We start from the raw sequence: 21,978 nt of genomic DNA, 5'->3' as shown, positions 1-21,978 counted from the left end.
TGCACAAATTATATAATGCAAAAACTATGCCAATATAGAGGAGGGAAGATTTATTGTAACCCAAGTTTTTTTAATCGGTTATATAAGGTAGCCCTCGTAACACCAAGTTGTTTCGCGCACTCTAATTTATTCCCATTTAAAATGCGTAAAGCTCTCTCAATGACTTTCTTCTCATGTTCATCCATTTCTTCTTGCAAAGAGAGGATTGTATTATTGTTGCTGAGTAATAGAGAATGAGCCGTAGTATTTTCTACCGTTTCAGTTGTATGGAATGGTAAATATTCTTGTTTTATAATACCGTCAGTCGCAAATACGACAAGTCTTTCAACAACGTTACGAAGCTCGCGAATATTACCTGGCCAATTGTAATGAAGTAGCTCATGCATAATGCTGGAAGGTAAGTCACGAATTGGTCTGTTGTAATTGATTGAAAAATCGTTTAAGAAAGAATAGGTTAATTCAATAATATCCTCGCGTCTTTCTCGTAGCGGTGGAATATGCAAGCTAACTACATTTAGGCGATAGTATAAATCTTCTCTGAACGTGCCTTTTCTCATTTCCTCTTGTAAATCACGATTTGTAGCAGCGATAATGCGGAAATTAATATGAATTTCTTTTTCTCCACCAACACGGTAATATTTTCGTTCTTGTAGTACACGCAAAAGCTTTACTTGCATGTCGAGTGGCATTTCTCCTATTTCATCAAGGAATAGTGTGCCGCCTTGCGCAAGCTCTATTTTACCTTTCTTACCTTTACTATTTGCACCAGAAAACGCCCCGCGTTCATACCCGAATAATTCACTTTCAAATAACGCTTCTGGAATGGCGCCGCAGTTAATTGAAATGAAAGGTGCTTTAGCCGCCTCGCTTGCTTCATGAATCGCTTTCGCAAACACTTCTTTTCCAACACCACTTTCGCCGAGAATTAAAACAGTTGATTTCACCGAACAAACCTTTCTAGCTAATTGAATCGTTCTTTGTATAACAGGGCTCTTTCCATTCATCGCAAGGAACGGGTCTGATTCATCTTTATATTTTGCGACCTCTTGTTCTAATCGGTGCACTTCATGTGACATATTAAATAGCTTTTCATTTAAAGCGACTTGATTTGTAACATCAGTTTCTGAAACGACAGCTCCGATAATTTCATCGTTACAATATACTGGATTTGAATTAATTAATACGAACAAATCGGGACGAGGCTGATGGAACTGAGCGATTATGCTTTTTCCGTCATGTAATGATTGTAGGATCTCCAAATCTTTATAGTCAAAAAAGCGAGTGATAGGTTGTCCAATAATTTCATTATGATTGACTGAAAAAATCTTTTCGGCGCCATCTGTCCAAGTTCGAACGCATTCTTTATCATCGATGACTGTAACGGAAGAATCAGTTGTTTGTATTACGGTATTATAGAAAGATTGTAGTTCATTGTAAGACTTAACAAGAAACGGAATGATTTGCTGAGCCGTTATACAGCATATAGGCTCTTTATTTTCGTTTATTACGATAACGGTCATTTCATGAGAAAACGCGTCAATTAAAGTGTTGAATGAATCATCTTCATCTATAACTGCACAGTTGTATTTTTCTGTAGTAGAAGGGCTGTAATAAAACTTTTCGTTAACTTGCTCAATATGTTGCAAGCTGTTTGTATGATCAATTAATAAAGTTTTTAGAAATTCTTTTATTGTGGGAAATGAGAATGCCATATTGTCCTCCTATTATGTATAAAAATTTTGACAGTGATAAAAAAATAATACACCTATTTACGATAAATTTAAAATATTTTTACAAATAAAAATATTTTTTATAAAAAGTGTATATATGTAGAGTTGGCACGTCAATTGCATGGAAGAAAGTGAGGGATTAAAAAGAAGGGAGGGGTGCTACGTGAGGCACTGTGACGTTTTAATAATAGGTGGTGGAATTATAGGCTGTTCTATCGCTTATTACACTTCAAAATACGGAAGAGACGTAACAATCATTGAAAAAGGAGAATTTGTCAGTGGGACGTCTTCACGGTGTGACGGGAATATTTTGGCTATTGATAAAGACCCAGGCTTTGATAGTCAAATGTCTTTAGTTAGTCAAAAATTAGTAATCGAATTAAGTGAAGAGTTAGAGCACTCATTTGAATATAGGGCACCAGGAAGTATTCTCGTATGTGAGTCAGACGAAGAAATGGAAGCAGCGCAGCAATGGGTAAATCGTCAAAAAGAAGCTGGATTACCGTTTCGAATGCTTGATAGACAAGATATAAGAGAAGAATCACCATTTTTCGCGGACGATTTATTAGGCGGGTTAGAATGCGCAACGGATTCGACTGTAAATCCATATCTTCTTGCTTTTTCACTTCTTGCAGAATCGAAGAAATTTGGTACGAAAGCATTTAATCATACGGAAGTAAAAGAAATGAAAAGAGATATAGACGGTTCCTTTATTGTAGAAACGACAAATGGGACGTTTACTGCGAAGCAAGTGGTAAATGCAGCTGGTGTGTGGGCTCCAAAAATCGGACAAATGCTTGATGTAAATATACCAATTGAACCGAGAAAAGGGCATATTATTGTAGCTTCAAGGCAACAACACGTTGGTTGCCGTAAAGTAATGGAATTTGGTTATTTAATTTCTAAATTTGGTGGGAAACGAAAAGTGGATGCTTTAACTGAAAAATATGGGGTAGCTCTTGTATTTGAGCCGACAGAAAGCCAAAATTTTTTAATTGGTAGTAGTAGAGAGTTTGTAGGATTTCATACGAGGATAAATAACGAGGTTATTAAATGTATTGCGAACAGAGCAATTCGCTTTTATCCGAAAATGGCGGATATGATGGTGATTCGTTCATATGCTGGATTACGTCCGTGGACAGATGACCATTTGCCAATCATTTCACGTGTGGAACATATCCCGAACTACTTTATAGCAGCAGGGCATGAAGGAGATGGCATTAGTCTTGCAGCAGTTACTGGGAAAGTGATTGAAGAGTTATTAAATGAAAAAGAAACAATCATTCCTATTGAACCACTTCGTTTGAGTCGTTTTACAGAAAGGGTGTTAAACGGATGAGGTCACAAAGAGTCTTTACGACGATTGATACACATACGGGCGGGAATCCAACGAGAACATTGATTAGCGGACTGCCAAAGTTAATTGGAGAGACGATGGCAGAGAAGATGTTACATATGAAAAAGGAGTATGACTGGATTCGCAAATTGTTAATGAATGAACCGCGTGGTCACGATGTAATGTCCGGAGCACTATTAACAGATCCATGTCACCCTGATGCCGATATTGGTGTTATATACATAGAGACAGGCGGATATTTACCAATGTGTGGTCACGATACAATTGGTGTATGTACAGCTTTAATTGAATCAGGTTTAATTCCGGTAGTTGAGCCAATTACTTCGTTAAAGTTAGATACGCCAGCCGGCCTAGTTGAAGTAGATATCTTTGTTCGAGATGGAAAAGCGAAAGAAGTCTCCTTTTGTAACATACCAGCTTTTTTATTGAAAAACATTACGGTAGACGTCGAAGACATTGGAACTGTAGAGGCTGATATTGCGTATGGAGGAAATTTCTATGCCATTATCGATGCGAAATCAGTAGGGTTAGAGTTAGTACCGGAAAATGCATCTACAATTATTGATAAGGCAATTCATATTAGAAATATCATAAATGAGAAATTTGAAATCATTCATCCGCAGTATTCGTTTATTAGAGGATTAACTCATGTTGAATTTTATACAGATCCTACTCATGAAAGCGCTCATGTAAAAAATACAGTTGTCGTTCCGCCAGGAGGAATTGATCGTTCTCCATGTGGTACAGGAACATCAGCAAAGTTAGCTGTATTATACGCAAATCAAAAAATCGAGATGAATGAAGAGTTTATTCACGAAAGTATCGTTGGCTCTCTATTTAAAGGAAGCGTCATCAATACGACAAATGTTGAAAATATTGAAGCTGTCGTAACGAAAATTACAGGTTCAGCCTGGCTTATGGGTATGCATAGATTTTTTTACAATGAAAAGGATCCGCTGAAAGAAGGCTTTTTGCTAATTCCGCCGATGGAACATGAAACGGAGGATGTAAAATGAACATTCAAAAAATGTATACAGCAGTAGACGTACACGTAAATGGCGAGGCATTTCGTGTAATGAAAGATGTACCATGTAAGTACTACTACAATTTAGAACAATTAAACGAACAATTCTCAAATGAATTAGCAGATGAAATGCAGCTTTTATTAAATGAACCGCGTGGTTTTATCGGTTTAAATGGATGTATCGTCGTTCCTTCTATTCATTCGGAAGTCGATGCAGCTGTATTATTTTTTAATCATGAAGGATCCATTCCTCTTCATTATGGAGGTATTGTCGCAGTCATAACGATGTTACTAGAAAGCGGGTATTTAAAAAAGAGAGAGACGAATCAATACAAAATCGAAACGTTATCTGGCATATTCGCAGTCCTTGCGCATGTAGAGAATGATGAAGTTGTGTCTGTTTCGTTTGAAAGCAAACTATGTTATATGATTGAGAAAAATTTACAAGTAGGTAATTTAAGTTACTCTCTCATCCAGGCAGATAAAGTATATGCAGTTGTAGAAAAAGGTGCGTATTCGCCAGAAATTCGTATTGAAAATATTTCTGAATTAAAAAAATGGGGAGAAGCTACACTACAAGCTATACAAAAACAATCACTTATTAAAAGACTTATTTTAGTAGATTCTTCGCAGAAAGAAAAGAACCATATAAAGTCGATTACATTTCATGAAGATAACTTCATCGTACGTTCGCCAGGGTTTGTCTCTACTATTGTGTCTTTTGTTCATACATTATTTAAAAATGATTATATGGCGGATAAACCTTTTATAAATGAAAGTATATTTAATAGCTTTATAACTGTTGAAAAAGTGAAGAAGGAAGAAACGGGTTACATTTTCCGTTTTGAAAGTAGAGGATTTATTACAGGAATGCAGACGTTTCTATTAGACCCTACAGATCCGTTTCCGACAGGATTTTTATTAAAATAAAATGGTAAAGGGAGAGATAAATATGAAAAAAATTAAAGGGGCATTTCCAGTATTAATCACACCGATGGATGAGTTGCAAGAAATTAATTGGGACGGTGTAAAACAAAACGTAAACTATTTTATTGAGCAAAAAGTAGCTGGCATTATTATTAATGGAAGTACAGGGGAGTTTGTTAGTTTATCAAAAGAAGAACGATTTAAAATGGTAGAAACAGTATTAAAAGAAGTTGATAGACGTATTCCAGTTATTGTTGGAACTGCATCAGAAACGACGAAAGAGACGATTGAATATACGAAACATGCCGAAGCACACGGAGCGGATTGTGCATTAATTATTAACTCGTACTATTGTAAACCGAAAGAAGAGGAAATTTATATTCATTTTAAAGAAATCTCAAACGCTGTAAATATACCAATTATGTTATACAATAACCCGTTTACATCTGGTGTTGATATGAGTACGGAGCTCATGTTACGCATTGGAAAAGAATGTGAGAATGTTACACATATTAAAGAATCTAGCGGGGATGTTCGAAAAGCTAGAGATTTAGTAAGACAAGGCGAAGGTGCTTTTCAAGTATTCTGTGGATCTGAAGATTTAGTTATGGAATCTTATTTAGTCGGTGCGACAGGATGGGTTTCGGTAGCCGGAAATATCGTACCGGGACTTGTTACGAAAATGTATGAGCATTTCCAAAATGATGAATTAGAAAAAGCTTGGGAAATTAACGATGCTATTTTACCACTTTGTGAGTTTCTTGAAGGATCAGGAAAATATGTACAAATCGTTAAACGCTCAATGGAATTACACGGGCAAGCCGGGGGACCTTCTCGTTATCCAAGACTTGGATTAACTGAAGAAGAAGATCAAAAACTTCAAACGATTATTTCAAAAATTGCAGCTCATGCAGCTGTTTAAATAAGGAGGAGGGTCTATATGTTAACGACAAACATTGAACTGAGACCAAAAGTGAAAGCGTTTTTAAATGAAGAAATTAAAATGTTTATTAATGGTGAATTTGTTCCTTCCATTAGCGGGAAGACATTTGAGACATATAATCCAGCAACAGAAGATGTTCTAGCTGTCGTATGTGAAGCACAAGATGAGGATGTCGATGCAGCAGTAAAAGCGGCAAGAACAGCATTTGAATCAGGACCTTGGGCAGAAATGACTACCGCTGAAAGAGCGCACCTTATTTATAAATTAGCAGACTTAATTGAGGAACATGGAGAAGAATTAGCACAGTTAGAAGCTTTAGATAATGGGAAACCATATCAAGTAGCACTAGATGATGATATTGCAGCGACTGTAGAAAATTATCGTTATTATGCTGGATGGGCTACAAAAATTATCGGGCAAACAATTCCGATTTCGAAAGATTACTTAAATTACACACGCCATGAACCTGTTGGGGTTGTAGGTCAAATTATTCCTTGGAATTTTCCACTCGTTATGTCTTCTTGGAAAATGGGGGCTGCACTAGCAACAGGTTGTACAATTATATTAAAACCAGCAGAACAAACGCCTTTATCATTATTATATACAGCGAAACTTTTTAAAGAAGCAGGTTTTCCAAATGGTGTTGTAAACTTTGTTCCAGGTTTTGGCCCTGTAGCAGGAGCTGCAATCGTAAACCATCATGATATAGATAAAGTAGCATTCACAGGTTCAACAGTTACAGGGAAATATATTATGCGTCAATCTGCAGATACAATTAAACATGTAACGTTAGAACTTGGTGGTAAATCACCAAATATCATTTTAGAAGATGCTGATTTAGAAGATGCGATTAACGGCGCATTCCAAGGCATTATGTATAATCATGGTCAAAATTGTAGTGCTGGATCTCGCGTGTTCGTTCATCGAAAACATTACGAAACAGTCGTAAATGAATTAGTAAAAATGGCGAATAACGTGAAACTTGGAGGAGGTATGGAGAAGGAAACTGAAATGGGTCCACTCGTATCTAAAAAACAACAAGAGCGTGTGCTACATTACATTGAACAAGGAAAAGCTGAAGGAGCTACTGTTGCTGCTGGTGGTGAACGTGCATTTGAAAAAGGTTATTTTGTACAGCCCACGGTATTCACAAATGTTACCGACGATATGACGATAGTTAAGGAAGAAATCTTCGGTCCAGTTGTCGTTGTCCTTCCATTTGATTCGACGGAAGAGGTAATCGAAAGAGCAAATCGTTCTTCATACGGACTCGCTGCAGGCGTATGGACACAAAATATTAAAACAGGACATCAAGTTGCCAATAAATTAAAGGCAGGAACAGTATGGATTAATGATTATAACTTAGAAAATGCAGCTGCGCCATTTGGTGGGTTTAAACAATCTGGTATCGGCCGTGAGTTAGGTTCATATGCGCTTGATAACTATACAGAAGTGAAAAGCGTTTGGGTAAATATAAAGTAAAAGAGAATCTAACTGTTAATAAATAGAGGGATGAAATAATAAGAGATGCGGACAACTGGAAGGTTTAATAATAGTTGTCCGTTTTCTTATATATAAAATAGCTTTTAAAAGAATGATAAGGGGGATTGGGATGGAGCAATTAGTAGAGTGGTTAGTAGGGCAAGTATGGAGTATTGGGTTAGTTATTTTTGCATTAGGGGCAGGCGTGTATTTCACAATTGCAACTCGTTTTCTACAAATTCGTTATTTTAAAGAGATGATTAAACTATTATTTGAAGGGAAGAGCTCGGAGACGGGAATTTCATCCTTTCAAGCATTTTGTTTAGCTTTATCAGGTAGGGTTGGAATAGGTAATATTGCAGGGGTCGCGACAGCTATCGCTTTTGGCGGCCCTGGAGCTGTGTTTTGGATGTGGGTAATGGCACTTTTAGGAGCAGCGAGTGCATTTGTTGAATCAACATTATCTCAAGTCTATAAAAGTAAAGTCGGAAATGAATACCGCGGTGGTACACCATATTTCATTGAAAAAGGCCTGAAAATGAAATGGTTTGCAGTTATTGTAGCGGTCGTTGTAACACTTTCATACGGCGTTTTATTACCAGGCATTCAATCTAGTAGTATCGCAGTTGGATTTGAAAACTCTAATGGTATTAGTAAATATATAACTGGTATATTGTTAGTCGTATTATTAGCAGCGATCATTTTTGGCGGTGTAAAGAGAATTGCTGGCGTTTCGCAAATGCTTGTTCCATTTATGGCAATTGGTTATGTAATTGTTACATGTATCGTATTAATTGCGAATGTAACGGAAATCCCGAGTATGTTTACATTAATTTTCTCAAGTGCTTTTGGTGTAAATGAAATGTTTGGTGGAATCGTCGGTGCAGCAATTGCATGGGGTGTAAAACGCGCTGTATTTTCAAATGTTGCTGGTGTTGGAGAAGCGACGTATAGCTCCGCTGCTGCTGAAGTATCACATCCTGCAAAACAAGGGTTAGTGCAAGCGTTTTCTGTTTATATCGATACAATTGTTGTTTGTACAGCGACAGCTCTTATGATTTTAATAACAGGTATGTATAATGTTATACCTGAAGGAAAAAGCGCTATTGTAAAAAATATTGGGAATGTTGATGCAGGTCCAATTTATACACAACAAGCAGTTGAAACTGTTATGACAGGGTTTGGTCCATTATTCATTTCAATCGCAATCTTCTTCTTCGCATTTACAACATTACTCGCATACTACTATATCGCTGAAACGACACTGACTTATTTAGATCGTGAGCTTAAACATAGCTGGTTAAAACCAGTTTTAAAAATTGGATTTTTAATTATGGTTTACATCGGTAGCGTAGAATCAGCGTCACTTTTATGGAATCTTGGTGATTTAGGAATTGGTAGTATGGCTTGGTTAAATCTAATTGCGATTCTACTACTAAGTAAAATCGCATTAAAAGTGTTAAAAGATTATGAAGCACAGAAAAAAGAAGGGAAAGATCCGGTATTTGATCCTAAAACTATAGGAATTGAAGGTTTAACATTTTGGGAAGAGAGAAGTCAAGAGATTGAAAGGAAAAACTATAAGGAACAATCAGTAGTAGATGATAGCCTAAAATTGTAAATAAAATAAACTGAATATTCATTTTATTTAGATAGGTATATTGCCTTCTGTTCATCACATACTACAATAGGTACACATAATTGGAATGGGGGTAATAATAAGATGGAACACGAACAACATAGTTCAGTAAATGATGTTCTACATCATTATAAAGAAGGAATTGGTAGTTTTACAAACCAAATTCCTGAAATTGCTGAAACATATAATGCATTCACGCAAGCTTGTTTTCAAGAGGGCGCTTTAACAAAAAGGGAAAAACAACTTATCGCATTAGGAATTAGTCTAGCAACGCAAGATGAATATTGTACCGTTTATCATACAAAAGGTTGTCTTGATCAAGGGTGTTCAGATAAAGAAATTCTGGAAGCGTGTGGTGTATCAGCAGCATTTGCTGGTGGAGCTGCAATGAGTCAAGCGGTAACTTTAGTACAGGAATGTTTAACAGAACTGAAAAATCAAAAGCATTGAATGTAAAAAACGTTTTAAGCTCTATGTTTAAAACGTTTTTTTATGTGAAATTAAATTTGTATTCTCTTTAATATTCTATGTCTTTATAAATTGATTTCTCTATATCAGAAAGAATTTTGTATATGCTCTTACCAATTATAGATTCTAATAATTTCATCTTAGTATTTCATTGTTCCTTCGTTTAAAATTGATACAATGAAACAAAAGGGGGATTAGTAATGCGAAATTTAGTGATTGAAGAGATTAAGCAAATAAAATATGATGTGGAAGAGCTTTCTAAACTTTTGAAAACGGTTGTAGATGATGGGGCTTCGATTGGTTTTTTACCTCCACTGGAACAAAAAGAATCAGCGAAATATTGGGAAACTGTTTTAGCACCAGAAATAATCTTGTATGTTGCTAAAATAAATAATGAAGTGGCAGGGAGTATTCAATTACATTTAGTTACAAAGCCTAATGGGATTCATAGAGCTGAAATTTGTAAGTTGATGACTCATCCCAACTTTAGACGTAATGGTATTGGACGTTCGCTTATGCAACAAGCAGAGGAACGAGCGAAGCAAGAAAATAGGTCTCTTTTAGTGTTAGATACGAGAGAAGGAGATCCTTCCAACAGATTGTATAAATCATTAGATTATCAAGAAGCTGGAAAAATACCAAAATACGCAATTTCTCCAAATGGTAATTTAGATGCGACAGTTATTTATTATAAAATGATTTAGTATTTTTATTTAAAAAGAGGGATATTTTTAAACGAAAAATCTGTTATTAGGTCTGAGTATTGATTTGTAAAAAGATTGAACCACCCCTATATAATAGGGGTTTTATTTTCATTCATTAACTTCATATTGAATGTTCAATTTGAGGGCCAATTTGTATAAGGTTTTAACAGTTGTATAAGAGGTATTACTTAAATAGGAATTTTGAAGTCTTTTGGTGAATAGTAAATGTTAATCTAAAAGCTGGAGGTTGCTGTGATGTTGAAACTGTTTCAATATAACTGGCAAGTTCGTGATGATTGGTTTACGTGGTGCGAAGACATACCGACCGAAGAACTGGTAAAGAAACGGGTCGGTGGATTCGGCAGTATACTACATACCCTATTTCATATTGTAGATGTGGAATATATGTGGATCTTAGGGTTGCGTGGTGAATCAGTGCCTGAGGAGCCATTGTTTGAAGAGTATGCCAGCTTACAAAAAGTGAAAAATCTTTCAGCTCAATACCACGGGAAAGTGAAGCCATTTGTGACCTCTTGGACAAATGAAATGGATTCTCGGAAACTTTCAAAAGCTGACTTCAATGAAGAGCCGATTAGCTCAAGAGACGCACCAATTAGGCGCCGAGTCATTGAATGTACACACGGAGAGTTAATACGTCATGTCATTGTCCACGAAGTCCATCATATCGGCCAGTTATCTATATGGGCACGTGAAATCGGAAAGGAGCCAGTTTCCACAAATCTGAGAGGGAGAGGGCTATTTGATAAATAGACTAACTTTGCCAATTTCGTAATTTATTTATAAACGAATAGTTTAATTGAGTATATTTAACACCGTCTATATTTCTCTAGCGGTGTTATTTGAATGTATCAACAAAATTTATATAGTGTACTAAATGAATTTGAGAAAGTTTTTAGAGGGTTCTTTTCGTTATGCTCCTCGACTTATAATGGATGTAGAGAAGATGACTAGCCAACTATAGTTATTTTCGCTTTATTATGGGAAAGGGGATGACGGGATGAAAACGAAAGGTTTACAGAAGGTGAAGAAAGTTATATTAAGTGGTGGTATATTACTTACGGGATTGTTAACTTTCGGTTTTTCAGAAAAAGCTTCCGCTCATGGATATGTTGAATCACCAGCGAGCCGTTCTTATTTATGTAAGCAAGGGGTAAATGTAAATTGCGGGCCAATTCAATACGAGCCACAAAGTGTAGAAGGAATAGGTGGATTCCCTCTATTAGGACCTTCTGATGGACAAATTGCAGGAGCTGGCCATTTTCCTACTTTAGACGTCCAAACAGTAGATAGGTGGAAGAAAGTTACGTTAAACGGCGGAACGAATACATTTAAGTGGAAACTAACCGCTCCTCATAGTACGAAAGAATGGAAATACTACATTACAAAAAAGGATTGGAATCCAAATATGCCTTTAACAAGGTCTAGTTTAGATTTAGTGCCGTTTTATGTAAAAAATGATGGAGGAGCTAGACCTGGAACTTCAGTAACACATGAAGCAAATGTACCTACTGATAGAAATGGATATCACCTTATTTTAGCTGTGTGGGAAATTGCAGATACTGGGAATGCATTTTATCAAGTTATAGATGTTAACCTTGTAAATAACGGTTTGGCATCGAATTTCACGCTAAATCATGTAGTTCAAGCACCTAGCTTATTTTAAATAAAATATACATTTTGATCATCTAATTCATTTTAGATGATCTTTTTTACGAAAAACGATGAAAAATATAGAAGAAAGTGCAATTATTTATAAAAAATTGGGCTTTAAATATTGTCATATTCGCTTCTTTAAGATATCCTTTTCATGAAGAGGTGGAAAACATGGAAAAAGTACTAGTTTTCGGGCATAAAAACCCAGATACAGATGCAATTTGTTCTGCAATTGCTTATGCAGAATTGAAAAAAGAATTAGGAATGAATGCTGAGCCTGTACGTTTAGGCGAAATCAGCGGTGAAACTCAATTTGCGTTAGACTATTTTAAAGTAGAAGGACCGCGTTTTGTTGAGACAGTTGCAAGCGAAGTGGACAACGTTATTTTAGTTGATCATAACGAACGTCAACAAAGTGCTAACGATATCGAATCTGTTCGTGTGTTAGAAGTTATTGACCATCACCGTATTGCTAACTTTGAAACAAGCGATCCTATTTACTACCGTTGTGAGCCAGTTGGTTGTACAGCTACAATCTTAAACAAAATGTACAAAGAAAACGGCGTTACAATTCGTAAAGAAGTTGCAGGTTTAATGTTATCTGCAATCATTTCAGATTCTTTACTATTCAAATCTCCAACTTGTACAGAGCAAGACGTAGCAGCAGCTCGTGAATTAGCGGAAATCGCTGGTGTAGATGCTGATAGCTACGGCTTAGAAATGTTAAAAGCTGGTGCTGACTTAAGCGGAAAAACAATGGAGCAATTAATCTCTCTTGACGCTAAAGAATTCCAAATGGGTAATGCGAAAGTTGAAATCGCACAAGTAAACGCTGTTGATACAAACGACGTTCTTGTACACCAAGCGGAACTTGAAAAAGTTATCTCTGCAGTAGTAGAAGAAAAAGGTTTAGACCTATTCTTATTCGTTGTAACTGATATCTTAACTAACGATTCTGTCGGTCTTGCGATTGGTAAAGCAGCAAACGTTGTTGAGAAAGCATACAACGTATCTTTAGAAAACAACACTGCTACTTTAAAAGGTGTTGTATCTCGTAAAAAACAAATCGTACCAGTATTAACAGAAGCATTCCAAGCTTAATTTTATTGCGTACAGATAAACAGCAAGGACAAGTAGTCAGATTGGCTACTTGTCCTTTTTTATCTATAAAAAACAGAAATTAAAATAAGGATAGCATGAGCTATCCTTATAACTGTTTGTTCGTAGATTTTTTCTTGTTTATATAAAATGTAATAATAGCTGTAATGAGAAAAATAGGTATGGCATACGCTTGCCCAACAAACAACTTCCAGCCAGCGTGATTATAACCTTGAGATGCTGGAGCAATCATAACAAATATGCAAACAATAATATAGAGTACTAGTGCAGGGAGTATATTTTTCATTTGTTCACCTCCTTCTAAAAATACTTTATTCGTATATCGTAATTTTTATTTTGTATTTTGAAAAGTAAAAGTACTATTCTTTTCGTAGTATTATAATATTTACAAGGAGTGTACTATGTTTAAATAGGGGGAATGGGAATTCAAATCTCAAAAAATAAATTATAACTGAAAAATGCCGTTCATATGGTAAAAGATGTAATTTTTATTTTTAAAATCATTATATAGCATATTGATCGAAAAATGTATAAAATAATTTATTTTATTTATGCGGGAGAAGAGGTAAGAAATTTATATGAAACAGTTATGCATAATTCCATGCGGAAAAAAGAAAATTTGGGATAAGTATCCGGATTACGGACCGATGGAGGCAAAATATGTATATATTAGCCCGTTCGGAAAAGCATGTCAGGCGTACGCAACTATGTTTTTTGAGAATTGGGTTATATTATCGGCGAAGCATGGATTTTTAAGACCAAATGATATTGTACTAGAAAACTATGATCTTGCCTTTGATTCAAAGAGCGATGAAATTATTAGTATGGAACAATTAAAACAACAGATGATTGAAAAAGATTTGCTTCAGTTTGATGAAGTAGTTTTACTTGCAGGGAAGAAGCATAAGAAAGTAGTGACACAATTGTATCTAGAAGAAATTATTACGTACCCGTTAGATGGGTGCAAAGGGATTGGGTATATGTTGCAGAGGTTGAACGGGGCTGTGGGGGATGGGAAGGAACTATAGGGAATAGCTGCTGAACGTGATTGATCAATCACATTTTAAGAATCCTTTCGAGTTCATCATTGCGAATTGCTCTAGGGATCAAATATTTAAATCTAATGTCTATAAAGCAAGAAAAGCATTAAGAATATATAATGCAGTACCTATCCAATTATTATTCGTATAGCAGTTGGGTGGGTACTTTTTATGTATTCCATAATTGGGATAAATGTAAGTACATCGGATAATTAACTCAATTGTGACTATGTAGCTATATCATTTATACCTGAATAAGTATGTGGAGTTAGAAAATAGAGTCCAGTTTAATAGTTAACGGACTAAGTTGTTGAAGTTTCAACTTTAATCTGTAAAAACAAATAAATAAATATGTTATTATATAGATTGGAAATAATTCACTTTATTTTATGTATTGAAGAAAGGATGTATTCTAAAATGTTATTATTGTTACTTTTTCTATTATTAATTGTACTTGTTCTAGGTTTATGTATAGGATTAATAAAACCACGAAAGGGATTGTTTTGGAAGAATGCAGAACAGCAAACAAGAAAGGAAGTTATTAAATTTTATAGTATCGCTATATTTATTTTCATTCTATTCGCGGTCTATTCCATATTTTTTACAATTTCGACTTTCAAAGGGTTCATGCAAATGCTTTGTATAGGTCTATTATTCCTTACTCTACTAGGGGGCTTATTTGGTTTGTTGTTTCCAAAATGGGCGGTTTTTTGGAAAGATGAAAGTGAACGAACACGTCAAAAGGTGAGTGCCTATTATGGGGGAGCTTTTGTGATTCTAACGGTCCTTGGTTTTTTCATTGGGAAAATGCCAGGAGACACTGTATCTGCATATCAAAAAGAATTAAGAAAAGAAAGTGAAACAGCTTTAGCAAAGCAAGAAGAGAAAAGTATTGAAGAAAAAAAGAAACAACAAGAAGAGTTGCAACAAGAGAAAAAAGAAAAGTTAAAAAGAGAAGAAGAGAATAAAAAAAGTGCTTTAGAACAGGAAAAGAAAAAGAAAGAAGCTGCAGAAAAAAAGAAAAATGAGGAAAAACAAAAAGTTTTAGAAGAAAAGAAAAAGAGAGAGGAGGAGTTAGCTACAGAAGAAAAATTGAGAAAAGAAGAGGAGAAAAAGGAAAAAGAAAAGAAAGAGCAGAAAGAAAAAGAAAGAAAAGTCACGCCAGTGAAAACGAAAAATGGTTATGATTTTGAAAAAGAAAAGAAAGAGATATTAGATACGATACAAAAACAAAAAGAATCCATTAAACTAGAAAAAATGGCGAAGCACGATCATTGGTTTTCTGGACCGAGTTTTGAAACAAGTGACGACGATACGTTCTTATATTTCGGGAAAATCAAGGACGGGAAACCGCATGGAATTGGAGCATTATATAAAGAAGGAAATGAAAGCTACGACTTATATTATGCAGGGCATTTCAATAAAGGTTTTTTTGATGATTTTGGATTGCGTTTCAAAAGAACAGAAGAAAGTTATGCGCTGAAACAATTCATTCCAAATGGCATCAATCTTCCTTCCTATTTAGCATATGAAGGTTACTTTAAAGATGGAGAATATGAAGGGAAAGGAAATGAGCATGACCCGATTTTATTCATTGATGTGATTTCTACTTCCCTAGGAGAAGAATTACCAGAACGATCTTACCGTTATTTAGAAAAAAATGATGAAATGTTATCAGCATGGAGAGAGAAAGAACATACAGGAGTTGTCTTTACTGAGGAGAAAACCGTCCCTATGGACACGTTTGTTTCCCGCACAGGAATTTTTAAAGGCGATAAATTAAATGGCAAAGGAAAAAATTATAGAGACGAAACAACCCTTACATATGAAGGTGATTTTAATAATGACGAGTATCATGGCAAGGGAACAAGCTATTTAAACGGAAAGAAAGAATATGAGGGTTCGTATTCAAAGGGAAAATATGACGGTAAAGGCACACTTTATGACAAAGATGGGAAAGTTGTACATTCAGGGAAGTTTGCAGATGGTGTATGGAAAGGGAGTAACTAAAAAAGAAAAATGATAAAACCATTCACCTGAAGTGTGTATGAATATCAATACAATATAAGAATGAAAAGCTGATACAACAGTGTTTTTGGCTGAGTTGTGTCAGCTTTTTCTTTATAGTTTGCCCTTAGAGTATGTAAGAAGGTCTAATACTTATAACACTAGTTTTAAAACGTAGAAACTAGACTAGCGAACAAACCTTTTTCTTCTATTAAACATAGAATATGATGAATTCTATTTAGGAGGATGCATATTCATGGGGAATCATTGTAATTGTAGGCGTTCATTTTGGGACGATTTAATGTTTGGAAGATGTGGTTGTAAATGTAGGGATTGTCACGAATGTCGTTGCAAAGAGAAACCAAAATGCGATTGTGACAAGTGTTGTTGCAAGGAGAAACCGAAGTGTGATTGTGAAAAATGTAATTGTAAAGAGAAACCGAAATGCCATTGTAAACATGAAGGGTATTAATAATAAAAAAGAGTACGTTACGTACTCTTTTTTATTAGGTTATATTCCATCTCGAACAGATTTTTTTACAATTTCCCATGTATCTTGTTTTTTAATCTGTATAGCTACATTAGTTCCGGTAGACTCCGTATAAAAGATATATCCATTTTTTCCATCCACATATGTCAATGGTTCACTTATGCAATCTCGCGAACAAGATGTATTAATTAGCTCGATTAATGATAGTTCACTTGGATCGGTTTTACTTGTATCTATAATAGTATCAATGTCTGTTTTACGATAACCTTGTAAGTTTACATGGAAATTCTGTTCAATTTCTCCTGTAATACTAGTATTCATTACTTCAACTGAAAATTTCTTTTCTTGAAGAAATCCGTTTTCATAAATTAATTTTGTATATCCAAGCCATCCCATTAAAACTAGCATGATAAACATACTAAATATTTTAAGGGTTCGAAGCCGTTTACTAACAATTGTTTCTGAGTATTTCATTCAGTTTAATCCTCCAATGTTTTTAATTAAAAGTATGCCTAAATACATACTTTTAGAAGAAGGATAGAAGTTAACGAGTTCAGGATTCAAAAAAAGAAAGCATCTGAAGTTAGATGCTTTCTTTTTTTGCGTATTTTACATTATCTGTTCGTAACTTGTTTCATAAGTGGTCTAATTTCTTTAACAGGTGGTTTTTTATCATAGGCATCAACGTAAGAGAAATAGTAATTTAAGTTTCTGAGAAGACCTTTTCCTATTTTAGCGCTCAAGAACGGAAATACTTGCCCAGTATAATCATCGAGAGATTTACAGTAATATTTTTCATCTAGATAAATACTGTATTTACATGTTAGTTCTACTAGTGAGTTCCCTTCATCATCAATTACTTCTTTAGAATCAATAATGTCTATTAATGCGAATTTTTCATTTAGATAAACTTTCTTCTTTTTCTCGTGTTTATTTGTGAGTATAAATACGAGACCAATGGCGTTAATCAAAAGATTTCCTCCTATAAAAAACGGATATTAATAAAATATATCGATATACGTTAAATGTAAAGAGGAGAGGTGAAATTTCATTGATAGAATGTTTTATAAGCTGATTTGTTTTTTCAAATCGGCTTATTGTTATTGAAACACTTGTGGGAATTGTTTTACGATTGCGTTTGTTATCATATCAGCCATTTCTAATGCTTCTTTTTCAATTTTATCATATAGTTTTACGCTTGCTTCAAAATCTTTATTTAGAAAGGCAAGTGCTTCTGCTTTAGTTAATGCTAAATGTTCATAAAACATTTTTCTAAATTCTTCTTTTTCTATATATGGGTTGATGCTAGTAAGAAATGCCACAATTTCATCACCGTTAGCGTACCATTTTTTCTCTATAGCAGCAGCTGCATTTTGATCACCAGCTTTAGCGGCTTTAACAAGATCCGCAGCAATGACTAAGTGGTCTTTAATTAGTGCACTATATTTTTTTACAGCATCCTCACCATAGAATGGTTCAAGTGATAGTCCCATATGTGTTGCATTTTGAAGAAGACGACCAACTGTCACGTTAACGTCTGGTAAATTAAAGACAATACTTATTATAGCTAATCTCGTCCAAGCGACATGTTGCTCCCATAAAGAACGCATATAACCTTTTAGAAAGTTTTCGTTTTTACTAATTCGGTAATTACGTACAGATGTATCAAAGTGTACATAAGGGTTATGATAGGGAGAGTAATACGATTGCCAATAAGAATACATAAACGGTAACACTCCTTTGAACATGTATAACTCAAAGTATGATGGGAATTTATATTTAGTTACGTGTCCTAAATTAATTTCAGAAATTGATATGGAAAAAGATGAAGAATTTTATTGTGGTATATATAAATAAAATGAATATAAAAATAAACAAGGCTCTGCAAGGGAAGTTGCAGAGCCTCAAAAGGGTATTGCCGAGATGTCGGACTCGACTAAATAATGTTATCATAAAATTCTATTAAAAAAACCTGGTAAATGTGTCCAAATGAAAGTTGGTCTTTAATAAAGTCAAAGGGATCCGCTTCCCGCAGCAGATCCCATTAACTAGATAATGTTGATGAGCAAAAACTCATCTAGAGTACTTTTATAGTAACAAGTGAAAATCGTTTTGTGTATTGAGAAAAAAAGAATTGAATAATTAAATGTTAAGAATTTATATTTAACCTTTTTTAATTATCATGATTTGTGGTGAATGGAGTATGGTTATAAAATGTAGAAAAGATTTACAATTATATTTAAAAGTGTACTAAAATATATAATAATCAAAAAAGACCTGCTTATATAAGCAGGTTAACTTAAGGGGTTTATCCAACAGAATATTTCATATGATATCAATTGTATTGTAGTAAGTCTATAAGGGTTATATTGAGAAAATTATTATGAATGATATATTTGGCACACGTATTAACGTTTAAAAAGTTGAGAAAGAAAATGAAAAAGTTTCCTATAAGAAAATAATGGCTGGTATTTATAATATGATTCATATTTCCACGCATCATGATTCGAGAATTGGAGTGGATTCGGTACTGTTTTCTGCTTAATGGAACTAATATTCTGCTGCTTCATATAGTAACCTCCTGAATTCATATGTATAAGATTAGTAGTATTCAAGGGGATTGAATAAAATGTGTATTTATTTTGAAATTCATTTTAGTTGCTAATTAGCCTCTAAAATGAAAAGAAGCATAAAATAATGAAAAAGCAAGCTGATAGTCATGTAATGATTACTTTCAAGTCACATAAGTGATGATATAATAGTAGTAGATGAAAGATAAAGAAAAGCAGGTGACTCTTTTTTGTTTACAAAAGCACAAGAACTTTTAGCGTCTTACTTCGGTTATTCGTCATTCCGAAGAGGACAAGATGAAACAATTAAAAATGTATTAGATGGGAAAGATACAGTTTGTATTATGCCTACGGGCGGTGGTAAGTCAATTTGTTATCAAATTCCCGCATTAGTATTCGAAGGAACGACATTAGTTATTTCACCTTTGATTTCACTTATGAAAGACCAAGTAGATACATTAGTACAAAACGGTATTTCAGCTACTTATATTAATAGTTCTATTTCTATTGCAGAAGCGAATCAACGAATTCAATTAGCGAAACAAGGCCATTATAAGTTACTTTATGTAGCGCCTGAGCGTCTTGATTCAATGGAGTTTGTTGACCAACTTATCGATATGAAAATCCCGATGATTGCAATTGATGAAGCGCACTGTATTTCGCAGTGGGGACATGATTTCCGTCCAAGTTATTTACATATCCATCGCATATTAGATTATCTTCCAGAAAAGCCGCTTGTACTAGCATTAACTGCGACGGCAACACCACAAGTTCGTGAAGATATTTGCAACACGCTTGGAATTAATCAAGAAAACACGATTATGACAACGTTTGAGCGTGAGAACTTATCATTTTCTGTAATTAAAGGACAAGATCGTCATGCATATTTAGCGGATTATATTCGTCAAAATCAAAAAGAATCTGGGATTATATATGCTGCTACTAGAAAAGTAGTTGATCAATTGTATGAGGATTTAATGAAAGCGGGAGTTTCTGTTTCAAAATACCATGCTGGTATGAGTGATAACGATCGAAATGAGCAGCAAGAACTCTTTTTACGTGACGAAGTGAGTGTAATGGTAGCGACATCTGCATTCGGAATGGGTATTGATAAATCGAATATTCGTTACGTTATCCATTATCAACTGCCAAAAAACATGGAAAGTTATTACCAAGAAGCAGGACGTGCAGGACGTGACGGTTTAGATAGTGCATGTATATTGCTATATTCTTCTCAAGATGTGCAAGTACAGCGCTTTTTAATTGACCAATCGACAGGAGAATCTCGTTTTTCAAATGAACTTGAAAAACTGCAAAATATGACTGACTACTGTCATACAGAACAATGTTTACAATCATTTATTTTGCAATACTTTGGAGAAGAACCGAAAGAAGATTGCGGACGCTGTGGTAATTGTACAGACGACCGCGAAAGTATCGATGTGACAAGAGAATCACAAATGGTTCTATCTTGCATGATTAGAACGAACCAACGATTTGGAAAACAAATGATTGCACAAGTTTTAACTGGATCGAAAAATAAGAAAGTTATTGAATTTAATTTTCATACTTTACCAACATACGGATTACTATCAAATCGTAGTGTAAAAGAAGTTAGTGAATTTATTGAGTTTTTAATTTCAGATGAGTTAATCGCAGTTGAACATGGTACGTATCCGACATTAAAAGTAACAGAAAAAGGGAAAGAAGTGTTACTTGGTAAAGAGAATGTTTTACGTAAAGAACGAGTAGAGACGAGACAAATTGTTCAAGATCATCCTTTATTTGAAGTGCTACGCGAAGTACGTAAAGAAATTGCGCAAGGAGAAGGTGTACCTCCATTCGTTATTTTCTCTGACCAAACGTTGAAAGATATGTGCGCAAAAATGCCGCAAAGTGACTCTGAACTTTTAACTGTAAAAGGGATTGGCGAACATAAACTTGTGAAGTATGGTTCGCACTTTTTACAGGCAGTTCAGCACTTTATTGAGGAAAATCCAAACTATGCTGAAACAGTTAAGACAGAAGTCGTGACAGAGCGAAAAAAATCAGGGAAAGCTTCAGCAAATTCTCATTTGGAAACGTATGAAATGTATAAACAAGCTATTGATCTAGATGAAATTGCGAAAGAACGTGGCTTATCAAGACAAACGATTGAAAATCATTTAATTCGCTCTTTTGAAGATGGAATGGAAGTAGACTGGAATAGTTTTGTTCCTGCAGAATATGAATCACTGATTGAAACTGCCGTGCAAAATGCAGATGGTGGCCTGAAATCGATTAAGGAACAACTTCCAAATGAAGTGAGTTACTTTATGATTCGTGCTTATTTACAAATTAGAAAGTAGAGACATATAAAGGGGATAGGGATATATGTATCACGTTTTCGTGTATGGCACGTTAAGAAAAGAGCAAGCGAATGCTCATTTTATACAAGGTGCAATGTGCATCGCAGACGAAGCATGGATGTATGGCAAATTATTTGATACAAACGAAGGGTATCCGGCAATGATTTGTTCAAATGAAGACAAAGTATATGGAGAAGTTTACGAGGTAAATGATGATGTTCTGCAAAAATTAGATGAACTGGAAGAATACACAGGTAATGCGGAGAGAGACCTATATGACCGAATCACCGAAACGATTTATTTAGCTGATAGAGAAATACGTGCATTTGTGTATGTTGCTCAAGATAAAGAAATGCTGAAGGAAGTTATCGTTTCTGGTGATTGGGTAAAGTATCAAAAAGGACAATAAAGGCAGCCATAGAAACAGATAGTGGGAACATCCATTATCTGTTTTTT

Annotated in this window: 21 protein-coding genes and 2 pseudogenes; 16 read left to right on the top strand and 7 right to left on the bottom strand. The window is 34.8% G+C overall.

The annotated features are described in order from the left end of the window. Positions 1-50: 50 nt before the first annotated feature. Positions 51-1,712 carry a sigma-54 interaction domain-containing protein gene (locus tag FS742_RS06260; protein ID WP_144611634.1) on the bottom strand — a complete coding sequence of 554 codons (1,662 nt, stop codon included), beginning with the start codon at positions 1,710-1,712 and terminating at the stop codon, positions 51-53. Positions 1,713-1,893: 181 nt separating this feature from the next. Between FS742_RS06260 and FS742_RS06255 the strand changes: the two genes are divergently transcribed. From FS742_RS06255 to FS742_RS06225, 7 genes are all read left to right on the top strand, one after another. After that, positions 1,894-3,069, top strand: a complete 1,176-nt coding sequence (locus FS742_RS06255) for an NAD(P)/FAD-dependent oxidoreductase (protein WP_144611633.1) — start codon at positions 1,894-1,896, stop codon at positions 3,067-3,069. Further along, complete coding sequence (locus tag FS742_RS06250) at positions 3,066-4,103, top strand: proline racemase family protein (RefSeq protein WP_071759361.1); 1,038 nt, start codon at positions 3,066-3,068, stop codon at positions 4,101-4,103. Before FS742_RS06255 ends, FS742_RS06250 begins: the two co-directional genes overlap by 4 nt. Continuing rightward, positions 4,100-5,041 (top strand): proline racemase family protein, encoded by a 942-nt coding sequence (locus tag FS742_RS06245; protein ID WP_144611632.1) that lies wholly within the window; start codon positions 4,100-4,102, stop codon positions 5,039-5,041. The genes FS742_RS06250 and FS742_RS06245 overlap by 4 nt, the downstream gene beginning before the upstream one ends. Position 5,042: 1 nt before the next feature. Next, positions 5,043-5,960 carry a 4-hydroxy-tetrahydrodipicolinate synthase gene (dapA, locus tag FS742_RS06240; RefSeq protein ID WP_144611631.1) on the top strand — a complete coding sequence of 306 codons (918 nt, stop codon included), beginning with the start codon at positions 5,043-5,045 and terminating at the stop codon, positions 5,958-5,960. Between the two features lie 18 nt (positions 5,961-5,978). Beyond that, positions 5,979-7,463 (top strand): aldehyde dehydrogenase family protein, encoded by a 1,485-nt coding sequence (locus FS742_RS06235; protein ID WP_144611630.1) that lies wholly within the window; start codon positions 5,979-5,981, stop codon positions 7,461-7,463. A gap of 130 nt (positions 7,464-7,593) precedes the next feature. Beyond that, positions 7,594-9,084, top strand: a complete 1,491-nt coding sequence (locus tag FS742_RS06230) for an alanine/glycine:cation symporter family protein (protein ID WP_144611629.1) — start codon at positions 7,594-7,596, stop codon at positions 9,082-9,084. Positions 9,085-9,186: 102 nt separating this feature from the next. Further along, positions 9,187-9,552: a carboxymuconolactone decarboxylase family protein gene (locus FS742_RS06225; RefSeq protein WP_000399730.1), complete on the top strand. Its 366-nt coding sequence runs from the start codon at positions 9,187-9,189 to the stop codon at positions 9,550-9,552. 67 nt (positions 9,553-9,619) lie between these two features. On the opposite strand, the pseudogene FS742_RS27915 reads toward FS742_RS06225, so the two are convergent. Further along, positions 9,620-9,706 (bottom strand): annotated as a pseudogene (locus FS742_RS27915) (HD domain-containing protein); the annotation flags it as partial. A 64-nt stretch (positions 9,707-9,770) separates the two neighbouring features. On the opposite strand from FS742_RS27915, the gene FS742_RS06215 reads away from it, so the two are divergent. The 4 genes from FS742_RS06215 (at position 9,771) to ppaC (ending at position 13,049) form a co-directional block, all read left to right on the top strand. Further along, a complete protein-coding gene (locus FS742_RS06215; RefSeq protein WP_144611628.1) occupies positions 9,771-10,274 on the top strand; it encodes a GNAT family N-acetyltransferase in 504 nt (167 codons plus the stop codon). A 255-nt stretch (positions 10,275-10,529) separates the two neighbouring features. Then, positions 10,530-11,045 carry a DinB family protein gene (locus tag FS742_RS06210; RefSeq protein WP_144611627.1) on the top strand — a complete coding sequence of 172 codons (516 nt, stop codon included), beginning with the start codon at positions 10,530-10,532 and terminating at the stop codon, positions 11,043-11,045. A gap of 247 nt (positions 11,046-11,292) precedes the next feature. Beyond that, on the top strand, positions 11,293-11,958 hold the full coding sequence (locus FS742_RS06205) for a lytic polysaccharide monooxygenase (protein WP_144611626.1): 666 nt from the start codon (positions 11,293-11,295) through the stop codon (positions 11,956-11,958). 161 nt (positions 11,959-12,119) lie between these two features. Then, complete coding sequence (gene ppaC / locus FS742_RS06200; protein WP_000416871.1) at positions 12,120-13,049, top strand: manganese-dependent inorganic pyrophosphatase; 930 nt, start codon at positions 12,120-12,122, stop codon at positions 13,047-13,049. A 106-nt stretch (positions 13,050-13,155) separates the two neighbouring features. On the opposite strand, the gene FS742_RS06190 is transcribed toward ppaC, so the two are convergent. Continuing rightward, the gene (locus tag FS742_RS06190) at positions 13,156-13,353 is read right to left on the bottom strand and encodes a DUF4017 family protein (RefSeq protein ID WP_144611625.1); all 198 of its coding nucleotides are present in this window, start codon (positions 13,351-13,353) and stop codon (positions 13,156-13,158) included. 292 nt (positions 13,354-13,645) lie between these two features. Between FS742_RS06190 and FS742_RS06185 the strand changes: the two genes are divergently transcribed. The 3 genes and pseudogenes from FS742_RS06185 to FS742_RS27910 all read left to right on the top strand — a co-directional run. After that, positions 13,646-14,095: a DUF6884 domain-containing protein gene (locus FS742_RS06185; RefSeq protein ID WP_144611624.1), complete on the top strand. Its 450-nt coding sequence runs from the start codon at positions 13,646-13,648 to the stop codon at positions 14,093-14,095. Between the two features lie 783 nt (positions 14,096-14,878). Next, on the top strand, positions 14,879-16,117 hold the full coding sequence (locus FS742_RS27505) for an MORN repeat-containing protein (RefSeq protein ID WP_186327152.1): 1,239 nt from the start codon (positions 14,879-14,881) through the stop codon (positions 16,115-16,117). Positions 16,118-16,419: 302 nt separating this feature from the next. Beyond that, a pseudogene (locus FS742_RS27910) lies at positions 16,420-16,632 on the top strand (hypothetical protein); the annotation flags it as partial. Here FS742_RS27910 and FS742_RS06165 read toward each other — a convergent pair. The 4 genes from FS742_RS06165 to FS742_RS27500 all read right to left on the bottom strand — a co-directional run bounded on the left by FS742_RS06165 (position 16,626) and on the right by FS742_RS27500 (position 19,174). After that, on the bottom strand, positions 16,626-17,078 hold the full coding sequence (locus FS742_RS06165) for a hypothetical protein (RefSeq protein WP_144611623.1): 453 nt from the start codon (positions 17,076-17,078) through the stop codon (positions 16,626-16,628). The pseudogene FS742_RS27910 and the gene FS742_RS06165 overlap by 7 nt on opposite strands. A gap of 140 nt (positions 17,079-17,218) precedes the next feature. Further along, the gene (locus FS742_RS06160) at positions 17,219-17,575 is read right to left on the bottom strand and encodes a hypothetical protein (protein ID WP_000606238.1); all 357 of its coding nucleotides are present in this window, start codon (positions 17,573-17,575) and stop codon (positions 17,219-17,221) included. A 129-nt stretch (positions 17,576-17,704) separates the two neighbouring features. Then, positions 17,705-18,328 carry an acetylglutamate kinase gene (locus FS742_RS06155; protein WP_137052833.1) on the bottom strand — a complete coding sequence of 208 codons (624 nt, stop codon included), beginning with the start codon at positions 18,326-18,328 and terminating at the stop codon, positions 17,705-17,707. Between the two features lie 684 nt (positions 18,329-19,012). Next, entirely contained in the window at positions 19,013-19,174 is a 162-nt protein-coding gene (locus FS742_RS27500; protein ID WP_166703760.1) for a hypothetical protein, read from the bottom strand. A gap of 230 nt (positions 19,175-19,404) precedes the next feature. Between FS742_RS27500 and recQ the strand changes: the two genes are divergently transcribed. Both recQ and FS742_RS06145 read left to right on the top strand, forming a co-directional pair. Continuing rightward, positions 19,405-21,522 carry a DNA helicase RecQ gene (gene recQ, locus FS742_RS06150; protein ID WP_144611622.1) on the top strand — a complete coding sequence of 706 codons (2,118 nt, stop codon included), beginning with the start codon at positions 19,405-19,407 and terminating at the stop codon, positions 21,520-21,522. 25 nt (positions 21,523-21,547) lie between these two features. Beyond that, on the top strand, positions 21,548-21,931 hold the full coding sequence (locus tag FS742_RS06145; RefSeq protein WP_144611621.1) for a gamma-glutamylcyclotransferase family protein: 384 nt from the start codon (positions 21,548-21,550) through the stop codon (positions 21,929-21,931). The last annotated feature ends 47 nt before the right edge of the window (positions 21,932-21,978 follow it).

The sequence above is a fragment of the Bacillus cereus genome (assembly GCF_007678085.1).
GTDB classification, from domain to species: Bacteria; Bacillota; Bacilli; order Bacillales; family Bacillaceae_G; genus Bacillus_A; species Bacillus_A cereus_BE.
Note: the sequence above shows the minus strand (reverse complement) of the source record. Positions and strands in the feature narration are given on the sequence as shown.

Coding starts and splice junctions, on each gene's coding strand:
- FS742_RS06260 (WP_144611634.1), bottom strand. CDS start 1,712: ATGGCATTCTCATTTCCCACAATAAAAGAATTTCTAAAAACTTTATTA.
- FS742_RS06250 (WP_071759361.1), top strand. CDS start 3,066: ATGAGGTCACAAAGAGTCTTTACGACGATTGATACACATACGGGCGGG.
- FS742_RS06245 (WP_144611632.1), top strand. CDS start 4,100: ATGAACATTCAAAAAATGTATACAGCAGTAGACGTACACGTAAATGGC.
- dapA (WP_144611631.1), top strand. CDS start 5,043: ATGGTAAAGGGAGAGATAAATATGAAAAAAATTAAAGGGGCATTTCCA.
- FS742_RS06235 (WP_144611630.1), top strand. CDS start 5,979: ATGTTAACGACAAACATTGAACTGAGACCAAAAGTGAAAGCGTTTTTA.
- FS742_RS06230 (WP_144611629.1), top strand. CDS start 7,594: ATGGAGCAATTAGTAGAGTGGTTAGTAGGGCAAGTATGGAGTATTGGG.
- FS742_RS06225 (WP_000399730.1), top strand. CDS start 9,187: ATGGAACACGAACAACATAGTTCAGTAAATGATGTTCTACATCATTAT.
- FS742_RS06215 (WP_144611628.1), top strand. CDS start 9,771: ATGCGAAATTTAGTGATTGAAGAGATTAAGCAAATAAAATATGATGTG.
- FS742_RS06210 (WP_144611627.1), top strand. CDS start 10,530: ATGTTGAAACTGTTTCAATATAACTGGCAAGTTCGTGATGATTGGTTT.
- FS742_RS06205 (WP_144611626.1), top strand. CDS start 11,293: ATGAAAACGAAAGGTTTACAGAAGGTGAAGAAAGTTATATTAAGTGGT.
- ppaC (WP_000416871.1), top strand. CDS start 12,120: ATGGAAAAAGTACTAGTTTTCGGGCATAAAAACCCAGATACAGATGCA.
- FS742_RS06190 (WP_144611625.1), bottom strand. CDS start 13,353: ATGAAAAATATACTCCCTGCACTAGTACTCTATATTATTGTTTGCATA.
- FS742_RS06185 (WP_144611624.1), top strand. CDS start 13,646: ATGAAACAGTTATGCATAATTCCATGCGGAAAAAAGAAAATTTGGGAT.
- FS742_RS06165 (WP_144611623.1), bottom strand. CDS start 17,078: ATGAAATACTCAGAAACAATTGTTAGTAAACGGCTTCGAACCCTTAAA.
- FS742_RS06155 (WP_137052833.1), bottom strand. CDS start 18,328: ATGTATTCTTATTGGCAATCGTATTACTCTCCCTATCATAACCCTTAT.
- FS742_RS27500 (WP_166703760.1), bottom strand. CDS start 19,174: ATGAAGCAGCAGAATATTAGTTCCATTAAGCAGAAAACAGTACCGAAT.
- FS742_RS06145 (WP_144611621.1), top strand. CDS start 21,548: ATGTATCACGTTTTCGTGTATGGCACGTTAAGAAAAGAGCAAGCGAAT.